The organism is Thalassobacillus devorans MSP14 (assembly GCF_000496835.1).
In the GTDB taxonomy this organism is placed as follows: Bacteria; Bacillota; Bacilli; order Bacillales; family Halobacillaceae; genus Thalassobacillus; species Thalassobacillus devorans_B.
Genome location: NZ_KI543237.1, coordinates 328,364 through 343,434 on the forward strand (window position 1 = coordinate 328,364; position 15,071 = coordinate 343,434).

A 15,071-nucleotide genomic window follows, 5' to 3' on the forward strand; every position below is an offset into this window, starting at 1 on the left:
GCTTCTGCGGTGGTTTTTATGTGTATTGATCGAGGTTGCACAATTATGCGTTGCAGTCGCACGTTTATAGGTTGCTGGCGCACGATTAGTAGCACAGCTCGCACGTTTATCTCTCCAACTTGCACGATTACATTAAAAAGTAGCACACATAAATCTACCCTGCGATCTTTAAAACAGGTATAATAAAACAAAACAGCATTTAGGAAGTGATATATTGATCATTAAACCCCGAAAGCTCCCTGAAGAAATCAAGAAGCTCCGCGCGCTTACTCGAAGACTTCCGTTTCATCATCCAAAAATGACTTTAATTACGGAGCAGCTTAAACGCTATGAAGCAGGCTACAATGGTGAAAAATCCCTCGACTTCCCCTTATCATTTCTTCAATCTGATATGATGGTCTTCCACAATCTGCGCCTACACGATGGTAAACACTATTTCCAAATTGACATCCTCCTGCTAACCCCCAATCTTGCTATCATTTTAGAAGTTAAAAATTATACTGGTACTGTAACGTTTGATGGTTTATTCCATCAGGTAATTAGAAAAAAAGAAAATATGGAAGAAGCATTTTCCGATCCGCTATTGCAAGTAAGACGACAACAATATCAATTAAGTAACTGGCTTTATCATCACCTCCATATCTCCATCGATATAGAATCCTTAGTAGTAATGGCGAATGATCGCTCTGTAATTAAATCCACCAGCGATCACCCCTCCAATATCAACAAAATTGTTAAACGTGACTATCTTCCTTACCGAATACATGAGTTATTAGAAAAGCATAAGGATAAGCCTCCGCTGCCTTTAGAAGTTATCTCACAAACTTTAATGACTGGGCATCAGGATCCTGTTCAAAACATCTTGCACCGCTATGATATAGCCCATTCGGAATTATTGAGCGGTGTCGCCTGCCCGAAATGTAATATCCTCGCAATGAAACGCCAATATGGCAAATGGTACTGCCCCCAATGCACCTTCACATCAGATACAGCACACAACCAGGCACTTTCTGAATATGCCTTATTAATCGCTTCTACGATATCTAATAGAGAAGCTTGCACCTTTTTAGAAGTCCCATCACGATTTGTCGTTCTTCGGATGCTGCAGAACTATGAATCTACCGGCCAAGGAAGAAATGTAAAGTATGTTTTAAAGGAGGAATAAAATAGGATGCACGTTTAGCAGCATAAGTTGCACACTTATTTAAGTAAGTTGCACACTTATACTTTCCACTCGCACAATTTCAGGTAAAGACCGCACGTTTAGTTGCATTGAAAAAAGCCGAGCGCCTATTTTGAGAGCGCTCAGCTTATTTTCATTAATTATTGGTTAACATCTACAATGCGTCCTTCTACTTCAGGGGCAACGGTCTCCAAAGAAGTAACATGATCAATGAACATTTCATAGTCGATAAATCCAGGTTCGCTGACACGGTTTTCTTCAAAAGCCTGGGCAAATACATCATACCCATCGCCGCCTTTAGCAGTAAAAGCGTTAGTAGCAACGTAGTAGTATTCTTCTTCGTTCAACGGTACATACGAACCGTCTTCCTGTTCGATTTCTACACTTACTACGCGTTCGCCTGCCGGCTTGCTGCTATCGTATTCAAATTTCATACCGGCAACCTGCAGGAATCCTCCGCTTGTGTTTGGCGCCTGGCTGACACTGTGCTCCAGTGCTTCAAGAATTTCAGAACCAGTCAGGTTCATAATCGACAGGGAGTTACCAAACGGCATAACGGTCAACACTTCACCTACAGTGATGTCACCTGTATCGATGGAGGTACGGATACCGCCACCGTTGGTTACAGCGATTGCAGTTTCCGGATTAACGGATTTAGCTTTAGCAAGCATGCCATCTGCAATCAAGTTGCCAAGGTTTGTTTCTTGTGTACGGACAAATTCACGTTCCCCGTTTAAGTAAACCTCAGCTGTAGCGCCAATAGATTCATTCTTCACAGCTTCCACTTGCTCAGCGTATGGCGCAAGCATTTCTTTTACTTCCGGGTCTTCTTTTAAATCACCAATGGCGACTAATTCACCTTCGTATTGGGTTACTTTACCTTTTTTATTAAAGGTCACATCTAAGGTACCAAGGTTATCATTATATTCCCCAGACTGGACAATCACTGTCGGCTCTTCGCCGGCTTCAACAAAGCGAGGTTCGAGCAGCTCACTATGTGTATGTCCACCGACAATGATATCAATTCCATCTACTGATTCAGCCAGCGTAAGGTCATTATCATAAGCTGCATTATCATCGAGACCCAGGTGTGTCAGTGCAATAATTTTGTTAACACCCTTATCTTCAAAAGCATCGACCATTTCTTCTGCTTCTTCGATGTAGTCTTTAAACGTTACATCTTCTGGGCTGGAGATGTCAGTAGTTTCTTCTGTTGTCATACCGAAGATACCAACCTTTTCTCCATCAATGTTCTTAATAATGCCACTATAAATATTTCCATCTTCCGGAGTTGAAGTTACAACACTTTCCTGGAACTTGCCATCGAACAACTCATCATTTGAGAAGTCTACGTTTGCAGCAACAAACGGGAATTCAGCATTTTCCACAAAGTCAGCCAACGCCTGGTGACCTTCTTCGTTGGAGCCGAGGTCGAATTCATGGTTACCGAAAGTCATGGCATCATACTCAAAGTAGTTCATAAATTCCAGGTCTGCCTGTCCAAGGAACTCATTAAAATATAGGGTACCGGAGAATACATCTCCTGCACTCAACAATAAGGATTCTGGATTTTCACTACGATAATTTTCGATAGCTGTTGCTGTTTTTGCTATTTCATCCAGATTTCCATGTGTATCATTGGTGTGCATCAAAGATAATTCATACTTATTATCTTTGCCTGGCTTTTTGTCTTTCCCTTTTCCAGGGGGATTGTTATTACCTTTACCTTTTTTCTCACCTACCGTTTTCTTCGGATGGATCTGTACCACAACTGGATCGTGGTCACTTGCGCGTCCATCTTCAACGGAGAAATCAGCGTTGATATTTACGATATCGACTTTTGTGCGGTGTGCCAGGTTGTTGCTGACTAGAATGTGATCAAGCACCTGAGAATTTCCTTGATAGATATACGTGTAACGTTCTTCGCGCGGAAGCTCTTGAATCATGTTGGTAAGGTCATCGCCTTTCAACGTTTGAACTGGTGCTGAGAATTCAAAGTCATTCAAGTCTCCTAGGACGACCACGTTAGCATTAGGATCTTCTACTTTAATTTCCTCTACAAAGTCATTTACGACTTTCGCCTGCTGCAGACGCTGCTCTTCACTTCCAAGTACAACTGGGTGCTCAGAACCGAATAGTGCTCCGTCACCGCCTTTGGAATTGAAGTGATTGGCGATAACTGTCACTTTTTCGCCATTGAACATAAATTCTCCGGCAAGAACTTTACGAGAATCATAGAATGCATCATTTGTCGGATCGATGCGCCCTGGATTCAAAGTCAAACCGTTATCATCTACATCAACTGCAGTTGTTGCATCGCCAGCCGGCTTGTCTGTCATCGATACACGGTCAGGGTTATAAAGGAAACCGACACGGATATTCCCTCCTGGCTGACCACCATCCTCTTTGTCTTCTGGAGCAATATCAGAAAACTCGTAGCTTGGTCCGCCAGCCGCTTCAATTGCTTCAATTAACGTTTGATAGCTTTCCGAAGCATCTACGGTACCGTCGTCTTCCGGCCCATTGTTGTCCTGTACTTCGACAAGTCCGATAATATCTGGGGAGTTCAAGTTTTCAACCATGGTTTCAGCAATACGTTCCACTTTTTCCTGGTCTGTACCAGCGTGGAAATTCTCTACGTTATAGCTTGCTACAGTCAACTTCGGCTTCAAACCTTTCAACTCAGTGCTATCAGGCTCGGTACCGCCGTCCTGGATTTCAGGGAAATCACCTGTCGGACGGATTTTGAAGTTACTGTAGTCATAACTTACAACACCTGTAATTGGTTCAACAAAATAGTCGCCAGTCTTAGCTGTCAAATCAATTCCATCCACATCAACCAGCACACGCTCCGGATTATAGTCATCTGGAGAAATCAATAATCCGCCAGCATCTGTACGAAGTTGATCTTCACTAGTTTCGACGAATACTGGAAGTTCATCATACTTAATCGGACCAGTAACAGAAGCATCATTTAGCTGGACTTGCATACCTTCCAGGCTTTCGTAGAAATCAAGGCCATCTGTTGCTGGTTCAAAGGAAGTCATTGCATCATCTTCGATTACTTCAGTTGGCTGGGTACGATCTTCACCAATTACAACCGGTTCAGGAAGTTCTACACCAGAGTCTACTACTGTCACCCCGGAGCCTGTGATTTGAGTAGTCAATAAGTCATTCGCATCGGAATAACCATCTTCACGCCATTCTTTCACAGTTCCATCAACCGCAACCAAGTCGCCTACTTCAACGTCATGACTGCGCTCATATACATAAATACCTTCGGATGTAGCAATGTCATCATCAGGATTCACACTTTGCATGTAAAAACCTTTATTACCCTCAAGCTTTGTCACTACACCTTCGACACCTGCTACAGCATTGCCTTCATATGGTGACGTGTGGCCGGCACCCTGGATGTCATGAATTTCGGCCTCATCGGCAGGCTTCAAAACACTGTATTCAAAAGTTGCCACTTCACTGGTTTCCCCGTTGTCACGGGCAGCTATTGCTTTGATTGTCGTATCTTCTGTAATTTCGATTGCTTCGTCATAAAGCATACTATCAGTAGTAGGCTCTGAACCGTCGATAGTATAATAGATTTCTGCGCCTTGTTCGTAAGTCTTCAATTCTACTTCTGTACCTTCAAAAACGGAGCCGGAAGCAGGGTTTGCTTTTACAGAGAAAACAACATCAATAACATCGTCCCCAGAACGAGAAAGAAGCTTATAGTTGCCATAGCTGTAATCAACGACACCTTGAACAACTTCGTAGGATTCTCCGACTTTTAAAAGGTCTTCATCTTGCGGCTGAATCAAGAAACTTCCATTCTCATCTGTCGCTGTAAATTCTCCGTGGTCATTTACGTCTGTGATTTCCACATTTTCAGCAGAAACAAATTCACCTTCGATCGCTTCTCCATTTTCCGCTGAAAAATCGGTAGACTGCACAGATTGTGCATCCGGTACACCTGCACCTTCAGTAACTACTTCAACTGTAGCTGAAGAAGCAAGAATCTGCTGCATGCCATAATAAGAAGAAAATTCACCTTGTGCTTCTACTTCATCTCCAGGCTGTATATTCAATCCTGGTGCGCGGACAATGATTCCTGCTGTATCATCTTGTATGTAAAGGTTCGTTTGTCCGCCTGCTTCAAAGGCTGCAGTTGCGATACCTTTCACTTTTACCTGTGCACCTTCTTCAGCCTGGCGAGCATCTTCGATGGTTTGTAGTTCGACAGGCTCAACCTCTGGCATTTCATAGGAACCAAGATAATTAAAAGTATCTTTGGCGTAACCAACCCATTCAGCACTAGCATCAAATGCATCGTTTGGATTAGTATCTCCGCTTGTCACATCGGTATTGCGGACAAGTGTGACGTCTTTCGCATAATCGGCATCGTTGCCAACCTGCCCAAATGAATCCACAATGTCTTCCTGTTTTTTCAAGACAAGCGCGTCATTGCCATTAAACCCAGTGACACTATGGGTCACATCTGCTTTAGCTTTTAGCTCTTCGCCAGCCTGGCTGTCAACAATAACTAATACTTCGCCACTGGCTAATGTTCCTTCAGGAGTAAGGGTGGATTGTGTATTTACATTTCCATTAGAATACAACTCCAATTTATACTCCGATAAATCTATGTCACTGCCTGTTCCATTGTAGAGTTCGAGTGCTTTATTATTACTGCTCCCCTCTACATATTCAGAAATAATCAAATCGTCCATGTGCTCATCCGCTTGGACCGGCTGAACCGGAGCCACAAACGTTCCGAGCAGCAATACAGCAATCAAACTCAAAGCTTGAATCCGATTACGCAAGACTTTTTGCATCTGCATACCCTCCATATAGATTAGTAGTCATACATCTAGCACTACCATTATAAAGAAATTCTGACAATAAGAGTATAATTGTGACATTTTTTATTGAAAACGATTACATTTCCCTATGACTTAAGACATAACTTTAATTAGGAGTTTTCACCTGCAGTACTTGGAATTTTATTGCAACATCGCTCATTTTCCCATTAAAAAAGTCCGTCACTAAGGACGGGCTTTTTTGTTATTTTATTCTTCTACTAAATGACAGGCCACCCAGTGTTCCGGTCTCACTTCAACAAATTCAGGCAGCACATTTCGGCATTGCTCCTCTGCTAGCGGGCACCGTTGATGGAATGGACATCCACTTGGCGGGTCAGTTGGACTTGGAACATCTCCCTTCAGTATGATCCGTTCTTTTTTTACAAGGGGATCGGATGTTGGCACGGCTGATAATAAAGCTTTCGTATAGGGGTGGAGCGGGTCCTGATATAAGGCCTCGGTATCAGCAAGTTCCATTATTTTTCCGAGATACATGACGCCGACTCGGTCGCTGATATGTTTGACTACGTTCAAATCATGGGAGATGAACAGATACGTTAAGTCAAATTCTTCCTGTAAATCGACTAGCAGCTTCAAAATCTGAGCCTGGATGGAAACATCCAAAGCTGAAACTGGTTCATCCGCGACAACGAGTTTCGGCTTCAATACAAGCGCCCTGGCAATACTGATTCGCTGCCGTTGTCCACCACTGAATTGATGGGGGTAGCGTTTTGAATGCTCTAAAGGCAGTCCTACTTTCTCCAAAATCTCATCCACCCGCTGATTAGCCTCCACCTTACTGATGGAAAAGTGGGTGTATAAAGGCTCGGACACTAACTCTCTTACTGTCATTCGAGGATTTAAAGAACTATATGGATCCTGGAAAACCAGTTGCATATCGCGCCGCATTTTTCTTAAATCCTGTTTGGAATAATCAAGGATATTTTTATCGTTGAATAACACTTTCCCACCTGTCGGTTCCAAAATACGTAAGATACTTCTGCCTAAGGTGGACTTCCCACAGCCACTTTCGCCAACTAAGGACAGGGTTTCTTTAGCTTTCACTTCGAAACTTACATCGTTGACTGCTTTTACATATCCTTTCGTCCGCTTAAAAACGCCAGCTTTGACGGGAAAAAATTTTTCTAACGATTCTACTTTGAGTAATGTCTCAGACATGGTTTGCCATCTCCTCCTGGTAAATCCAACATTTGCAGCGATGGTTTTCCGCTACTTCCAAGTCATCAGGCGACACTCTTGCACATATATCCATCGCTTCCGGGCAGCGTGTCACAAACCTGCATCCTGTCGGCATCTGTTCCACCGAGGGCACTTTTCCAGGAATGGAGTACAATGCATCTGAACGGTCCCCTACCATCGATTTCAACAAACCTTTTGTATAGGGGTGCTTCGGTCGGTGAAACAGGCTGACGACATCGGTCTCCTCTACGATTTCACCGGCGTACATAACGGCCACTCGCTGGCAGGTCTCGGCTATCACTCCTAAGTCATGTGTAATCATAAGGATGGACGTTTCGAAGTCATCCCGGAGCTCTTTCATCAATTCCAAAATTTGTGCTTGAATGGTTACATCGAGCGCCGTTGTCGGCTCATCAGCAATCAATAGTTTTGGATTGCATAACATGGCAATGGCAATCATAATGCGCTGCCGCATTCCCCCGGATAACTGATGCGGATACTCTTTCATGATCTGCTCAGGGCGTGGGATACCTACCCTTTCTATGATTTTCACACACGCCCGTTTCATTTCTTTTTTTGATAGCTTCGTATGGAACTTTAGTGATTCCATCAATTGATCTTCGATAGTAAACAGAGGATCGAGCGCGGACATTGGTTCCTGGAAAATCATCGAGATTTTATTGCCGCGGATTTTTCGTAACTCTTTCGGAGATAATTTCAATAAGTCCTTTTCCTCTTCAAATACAATCTCCCCTTTGGAGACTTGTAAGGGGGGACTTGCAAGCAACCCCATAATAGCTAACGAAGTTAGACTTTTCCCGCTGCCGGATTCCCCGACAATGCCATAAATCTCCCTTTTTCCTATTTCTAAGTTGATATTTTTAACGACATTCAGTACCTCTTCATCCATTTTCACATCGATTTGCAAGTCCTTGATTTGTAAAATAGGTTCCATCCTGACTGCCTCCTCTCTATTTCAATTTTGGATCCAATAAATCTCGTAAACTATCTCCAAGCAGATTGAAACAGAAAATCGTGACAATGATGAACAATGCCGGGAATATCGCGATCCACGGAGCAATCTCCATATACTGGCGGCTCTCATTCAACATCGCACCCCACGAAGGATTTGGAGGCTGGATGCCAAGACCCAGGAAACTTAAGGCGGCTTCTGTCAAAATCGCTCCAGACAGTGCTAATGTACTTTGAACGATAAATGGGGCCAGCACATTCGGTGACACGTGCCGGAATATGACCTTGTGCGTTTTGACCCCGATTGCTTTTGCGCTAATGATGAACTCCATTTCCTTGACTGCAATGACAGCTGCACGCACCGTACGCGTAAATACAGGCGTAAAAACAATCCCGATGGCAATCATGGTATTTTCTAAATTAGGTCCCAGTACTGCCACAATGGTCAGAGCAAGTAGAATATCCGGGAAAGCGAACAATATATCCATGATTCGCATGATCAGATTATCTACCCAGTTCTGAAAGAAGCCGGCAATCAATCCGAACACAAACCCTAACGAAGCACCAATTCCCACAGAAATCAGCCCTACATACAAAGAGACCCTCGCCCCTTCTACAACCCGGCTGAAAATATCCCTGCCGAATTCATCCGTACCGAACCAATAAGTTGCACTCGGACCTTCCAACATATGCTCTTTATACATTTCTGTCGAATCATGCGGGGAAAGCCACGGACCAAAAAGACCAAGCAATAGCACAAGCCCTACTCCAATGACCCCAACAATTCCAACCTTATCTTTCTTTAATCTAGCCATGATTTCTTTCATAGTTACCACTCCGAAATCAATTATTTATATGTAATTCTCGGATCCAAATACGAATAAAGAATATCAACCAAGAGATTGATAAGCACAAAAACGGTCGCTATGAACAGGACAGCTCCCTGAACAACGGGATAGTCACGCTGGTTGATCGCTGTCAAAACCATCTGACCTAATCCTGGTAAAGAAAAAATTTGTTCAATAATTACTGTACCACCAAGCAACGTACCGATTTGCATACCGATAATCGTCAAAATAGGAATCATCGCGTTTTTCAATGCATGATTAAAAATGACAATCCGCTCACTTGCACCCTTGGCACGAATCGTCCGGATGAAATCCTGACGCAGCACTTCTAAAATCGAAGACCGGGTCATCCGCATAACCGCTCCAGCCATCGCCGTACCTAACACAAATGCCGGCAAAATCATCATCTGCAGGTTCTTCATAGGGTCTTCGAATAACGAAACATAACCAGCTGGCGGATAATAGGAAAACGCCAGCGATAATACCAGTAACAGCAACGTAGCCAAAGCAAAGTTTGGTACTGAAACGCCAAGCAGAGAAATGATCCGGACCCCGAAGTCTGTGCTGGTATTCCTTTTCAAGGCGGCTACAATTCCGAGTGGAATAGCGATGATCCAGGAAATGAATGCAGATAACATCGTCAATTCTAAAGTCAATCCGAAGCGGCTGATGATATCACCCAATATCGGTTTCCCTGTTCGTAATGACACACCAAAATCCCCTGTAAGCACGCCTCCCATCCACTGCAGGTACTGCTGGTAGATTGGAAGGTTCAGACCGAATTGTTTTTCTAATTGCCTTCTGGCTTCATCCGTTGCTTCCGTTCCAAGGATCGTACTGACTACGTCACCAGGGATCATTTTCATAATCAAAAAGATGAATACAGAGATACCGAATAACACAGGTATCAACATGAGTAATCGTCGTAAGATATAAGCAAACATGAGGGCTTCACACCTTTATCAAAGTGATGAAAAAAGGGCAGAAATCGCTCTCTGCCCTGTGATTTTATTCCATGATGACGACATCGTTGAAATTCTCAGGCTCATTAGCCGTTGGTGAATAATTATCCACACTATCACGTACAATGAAAAACTTTTCCGGAGAGACTAAGAACAAGTTTGGCGACTGCTCAATGACACGCTTTTGCGCTTCATTATAAATCTCTACGCGTTTCTCAGGGTCGATCGTTGTGCGGCCTTCTTCGGCTAGCTGATCAATTTTTTCATCCGAGAATCCCCAGACGTTGGCTGATCCTTCTGTGGAGAAGAAGAAGCCGATTGAGCGATCCGGGTCCGATCCTGAACTGTTACGTCCGACCAGCATTTCGTGATCTCCGTTTGTCCAGGTATCAATGTATTGACCCCATTCCAGCTGTCTGATTTCTGCCTTGATGCCGATTGCTTCTAATTGCTGTTGCAACAGCTGAGCGGTGTCGACCATATCAGGGTAAGTAGAAGCCGTGGAAATGACGGTTTCAAAACCATCTTCATAGCCTGCCTCTGCTAACAATTCCTTCGCTTTTTCGATGTTTTGCTGGTAAAGTTCTTCCTGAGTGACGTCGATGGCCCATTGCCCCATGGATTCCGGGATAGGACCTGATAAAACGGCATCTCCCTTCCAGACGACATCAGCAACTTCCTTACGATCAACAGCAAGGCTGATTGCCTGTCGTACTTTCACATCATTGAACGGCTCTTTATTTACATTGAATCCGACATAGCTATATTCCGTAGATTGATAGCTTTTGATTTCCACCCCGTCACTTTTCTCCGCAAGTGGAATTGACTGAGAAGATAACGTAGTGACATGTACCTCTCCCGTACGGATAGCAGCAAGTCGTGCTGATTCATCCTTCATCGTCAAATAAGTGACACCATCCAATTTCGGCTGGCCTTCTTTATAGTAATCTTCGTTTTTCGATAGTTTGACATGGTTGTCAGGAAGCCATTCATCTAATTTAAATGGTCCTGTTCCGACAGCGACCTGATTCAAGTCACCATTTTCTTCTACCACTTCTTTCGCCACAATCGCTGCATTCGTACTTGCAACATAAGAAAGGAAAGGAGCGTATGGCTCAGAAAGCGTAAATTTGATTTCTGTAGGACTGACCACTTCAATAGATTCAACTTTGTCAAAATAGGATTTAGCGATAGAAGCTGTCTCTTCGTCCATGATCCGCTCAAAGCTGTATTTCACATCTTCGGCTGTCATTTCCCGGCCATTATGAAACTTGACGCCTTCTCGCAGTGTGAACACGTAGGTAGTTTCATCCGGCTGTTCCCACTTCTCTGCCAGTTCCGGCTGTACTTTCATGTCTTCATCAAACGTCAATAAGCTGTCATAAATTTTTTCATAAATACGAATCGACGAATGCGCAGGGACTTTATGCGGATCAAGCCCGGCAGGCTCCTGATCATTCCCTATTTTCAAAACCTGTTCAGCGGCAGCTTCACCACTTCCACCATCTGCATCTGCTTCATTGCTGGTACCTTCATTGGAACAGGCACTTAATAAAAGTGTCGCCAAGACAATCCCCATCAATAAAACCATCCAATTTTTCTTCATTTGTTTGCCTCCTTTTTATAAAACGCTTTCATAATTTTCTGATGCACATTTTGTCGTAACTCATTCAATGCTTTAGGATTTTCCATGTGCAAACGGTTCGTCAGCAGCACCGTAATCAACTGATGGCTATCAGAAACCCATAAGGATGTCCCGGTAAAACCTGTGTGTCCATAGCCTTCAGGGAACATTGGTGCAAATTGCCATCCTAATCCTCTGGCGCCTCCGTAATCCTGTTTGGCAGCCTGGATGACACTTTTATCTATCCACTGCTCGCCATGCCACACTCCTTCATTCAAATAAAGTTGTCCGAGTTTAGCGACATCTTCTGCATTGGCAAATAATCCCGCATGCCCAGCCACACCATCGAAATAGTAAAAACTGTTACCATCATTGACCTGGCGGTGAATGGGCTGGTAGAAAGGACGCCATTCATCAAAAGTCAGTTCTCGTTCCCGGCACATCCCCTGCTCGATTTGATTGCCGTACTCTGTCGCTGCTATTCTATCCTTCGGTGTATGTAGAGGGTTATAAAAAAGGGTACGTAATCCTAAAGGTTTGGATAGATAATGCTCGACAGCCTCATTCAGAGATAGAGAGGTTTCCGTTTCGATAATCTTACCAAGCAGCATGAAATTCAGATCACTGTAGACCGTGCTATTTTCCTTTGGATACTCGGTCAGGACATCGGCTAGAATCGTGAAAAAACCTTCTTCCCTACGCGTATAAAATGGGTACCAGGCCGGCAGTCCCGAACTATGGCTCAACAAGTCTTGAACAGACACACCAGACAGTCGTTCTCTTAACGTTTTCGATCCAGCCACTTCCGGCAGCAGCTCATCTACTTTGGCAGATAGTGTAAACGATTGTTCACTCACCAGTTTCAGGATAAGCGTGCTCGTGACGATTTTCGTCAGTGAAGCAATATCAAAAACAGTATCCTTCTCCATCGCAACTGGTACAGGCTCACGTACTGCCGAACCAAAAGCTTCATGAAAAACAACCTCACCCTGTCTCATGACCAGGCAAACCGACCCTGGCACTTCAGCCTGGAGCAGTTTTCTTGCTAGACCTTCATTCATTTATGCACCCCCTTCAGCGTCATGGCAGCACCAGTTTTCCCATCACAACTGGCTTTTCAGCCCCGGTAGCACTTGGTAGATTATTCGCTGAACCATGCAGAAACTCATTCCCAAGTATCGCAAATGTAATGGCTTCCTTCGCATCACTTGAGAACCCGACATCTTCCATGCGAATCACCTTCTGTGATAAAACCGCATCCAATCCTTCCAGAATTGCAGAATTATGGACACCTCCCCCAGCTACTATCACTTCCTCGGTTGCGTAAGCAGTATCAACAAACGTTTGAATATGGTAAGCGATGGCTTTGACAGTAAAAGCCGTAATCGTGGCAACCTTATCCTCAAAGGATAAATTCCGCTCACTGCCCGCTTCCCATAATCGTTTCGCTAATTCCCAGGTATACAGCTCTCGTCCAGTTGTTTTCGGGAGTCCCTGCTTCATATAACTGTCTGCTTTAAAAATCTCTTCCAGCCAATCTTCATCGACTTTGCCAGCTTGAGCCAGTTTCCCGGCATCATCATATTTCTGTTCGCCATTGGTACCAATCCGGACAAAAGCGTCAATCAATACATTTCCCGGGCCAGTATCCATCGCCATGACGTCCCAGGTGGCATCACCTGCAGCCAGTACGGTCAAGTTGCTGATACCCCCGATGTTCACGAGAATTCTGCCTGTTTTTTCATCCCGGAATAACAGGTCATCCACATAGGGAACCAGCGGGGCCCCCTGGCCGCCAGCTGCCATATCAGAAGGGCGATAATCACCGATGGTAATACAGCCGGTCTTCTCTGCAATCACAGCCAGCTCTCCAATTTGCAAAGTCGCAGATTGTTCTGGCATATGAAAGATGGTTTGTCCATGTGAGCTTACAAAATCAACCTCTTGCATGGTGAGGCCTGCGTTTTTCGTCACCACTTTTGCTGCCTCTGCAAATTTTTCACCAAGCGTTATATTGGCCTTACAGATTTTGTCCACGGTCGATGTGGAGGGGTGACACAGAGCCAAAATTTCTTCTGTTTCTTTTACAGAAAAAGCGATACTTTCAAAGGCCCGCAAACGAACGGAAGTCTTTTTTCCATGGTTATGTATCTCGACTAATGCAGCATCAATTCCGTCCAGTGATGTTCCTGACATCAGGCCTACAGCCAATTTTGGCGATTTACTTATCACTTCGATTACCTGTTTGATTCACCTACACCTCCCCATGAAATATCAAATTTTTCAGAATTTTACTTAGGTTGATTATACAAAATAAAGTTACATTAATCAATATAATTCATGTAGTATTATTACAAACCATCACGCTTAATCATTAGGGCAGTTTAACAGCTCATATATTTCCGCGAGAACGCGATCCTAGTCAGGGGAGTGATCCCCCATCAAAAAACGCACCCAGGACATCCCATAGGTGCGTTTCCTTATACAAGAGCTAACACTTCTTTTACTGCTCCGGCTGAACTGTCGAGAGCTTCTTTTTCCTTTTGCGTCAACGGAAGCTCGATGACGCTTTCGATGCCATGGCCCCCCAAAATAGTAGGTACACCAAGATAAATATTTTCATAGCCATATTCGCCTTCGAGGTAAGCGATGGAAGGGAGAATCCGCTTCTTATCCTTGACGATTGCTTCCGCCATTTGCACCAATGATGCCGCCGGGGCATAGTAGGCACTGCCCTGTCCGAGCAGGTTGACTATTTCACCGCCGCCTTTCCTGGTCCGCTCGACGATGGCTTCCAGCCTGTCTTCAGGAATGAGTTTTTCCAGCGGGATTCCGCCGGCGTAAGAGTAGCGGACTAACGGAACCATGCTGTCTCCGTGGCCGCCTAAGACAAAACCGGATACATCTTCGACGGAAACGCCTAGCTCCTGGGCTACAAAGGTATTGAAACGGGCTGTATCAAGGACGCCAGATTGTCCGATGACCCTGTTCTTTGGAAACCCTGTCGTCTTATAACAGACATATGTCATCGCATCGACGGGGTTACTTAACACCAGAATATAACTATCCGGGGCGTAACGGACGATGTTTTCCGAGACCTCTTTCATGATTTTCGCATTGGTCGCGACAAGGTCGTCCCTGCTCATTCCCGGTTTACGTGGGATGCCGGCAGTGATGATAACCATGTCGGCGTCCTCGATATCTTTATAATCAGCCGTTCCCGTAATAGTGGAATCAAATTTCTGTACAGGACTTGCCTCAAGCATATCCAATGCTTTTCCTTTTGTCGGGTATTTCATTGAGGGAATATCGACTAACACAACATCCCCAAGTTCTTTTTGAGCAATCATCAGAGCGGCTGTGGTACCAGTAAAACCCGCACCGATGACTGCGAATTTCCTTCGTTTAAACGCCATGATCCAACCT

The 15,071-nt window shown here is 44.3% G+C and carries 10 protein-coding genes; 1 reads left to right on the forward strand and 9 read right to left on the reverse strand.

The features are described 5' to 3' along the window. The first annotated feature begins 214 nt into the window (after nt 1-214). A complete protein-coding gene (locus P855_RS20860; RefSeq protein ID WP_037986035.1) occupies nt 215-1,165 on the forward strand; it encodes a nuclease-related domain-containing protein in 951 nt (316 codons plus the stop codon). Between the two features lie 158 nt (nt 1,166-1,323). Here the strand turns inward: P855_RS20860 and P855_RS20865 are convergent, their stop codons facing one another. The 9 genes from P855_RS20865 to mdh form a co-directional block, all read right to left on the reverse strand. After that, entirely contained in the window at nt 1,324-6,012 is a 4,689-nt protein-coding gene (locus P855_RS20865) for a 5'-nucleotidase C-terminal domain-containing protein (protein WP_051353193.1), read from the reverse strand. 234 nt (nt 6,013-6,246) lie between these two features. After that, complete coding sequence (locus tag P855_RS0112105) at nt 6,247-7,218, reverse strand: ABC transporter ATP-binding protein (protein ID WP_028783823.1); 972 nt, start codon at nt 7,216-7,218, stop codon at nt 6,247-6,249. Further along, the gene (locus P855_RS0112110; RefSeq protein WP_028783824.1) at nt 7,211-8,194 is read right to left on the reverse strand and encodes an ABC transporter ATP-binding protein; all 984 of its coding nucleotides are present in this window, start codon (nt 8,192-8,194) and stop codon (nt 7,211-7,213) included. The genes P855_RS0112105 and P855_RS0112110 overlap by 8 nt, the downstream gene beginning before the upstream one ends. 16 nt (nt 8,195-8,210) lie before the next feature. Next, the gene (locus tag P855_RS0112115; RefSeq protein ID WP_028783825.1) at nt 8,211-9,038 is read right to left on the reverse strand and encodes an ABC transporter permease; all 828 of its coding nucleotides are present in this window, start codon (nt 9,036-9,038) and stop codon (nt 8,211-8,213) included. Nucleotides 9,039-9,058: 20 nt separating this feature from the next. After that, nucleotides 9,059-10,003: an ABC transporter permease gene (locus P855_RS0112120; protein ID WP_028783826.1), complete on the reverse strand. Its 945-nt coding sequence runs from the start codon at nt 10,001-10,003 to the stop codon at nt 9,059-9,061. Nucleotides 10,004-10,067: 64 nt separating this feature from the next. Further along, nucleotides 10,068-11,627: an ABC transporter substrate-binding protein gene (locus P855_RS20870; RefSeq protein WP_051353194.1), complete on the reverse strand. Its 1,560-nt coding sequence runs from the start codon at nt 11,625-11,627 to the stop codon at nt 10,068-10,070. Then, nucleotides 11,624-12,706, reverse strand: coding sequence for a serine hydrolase domain-containing protein (locus tag P855_RS0112130; RefSeq protein ID WP_028783827.1), 1,083 nt, complete (start codon nt 12,704-12,706; stop codon nt 11,624-11,626). Before P855_RS0112130 ends, P855_RS20870 begins: the two co-directional genes overlap by 4 nt. Nucleotides 12,707-12,725: 19 nt before the next feature. Continuing rightward, nucleotides 12,726-13,877, reverse strand: a complete 1,152-nt coding sequence (locus P855_RS0112135; protein ID WP_235062643.1) for an anhydro-N-acetylmuramic acid kinase — start codon at nt 13,875-13,877, stop codon at nt 12,726-12,728. 248 nt (nt 13,878-14,125) lie between these two features. Further along, nucleotides 14,126-15,061 carry a malate dehydrogenase gene (gene mdh, locus P855_RS0112140; protein ID WP_028783829.1) on the reverse strand — a complete coding sequence of 312 codons (936 nt, stop codon included), beginning with the start codon at nt 15,059-15,061 and terminating at the stop codon, nt 14,126-14,128. Between the last annotated feature and the right edge of the window lie 10 nt (nt 15,062-15,071).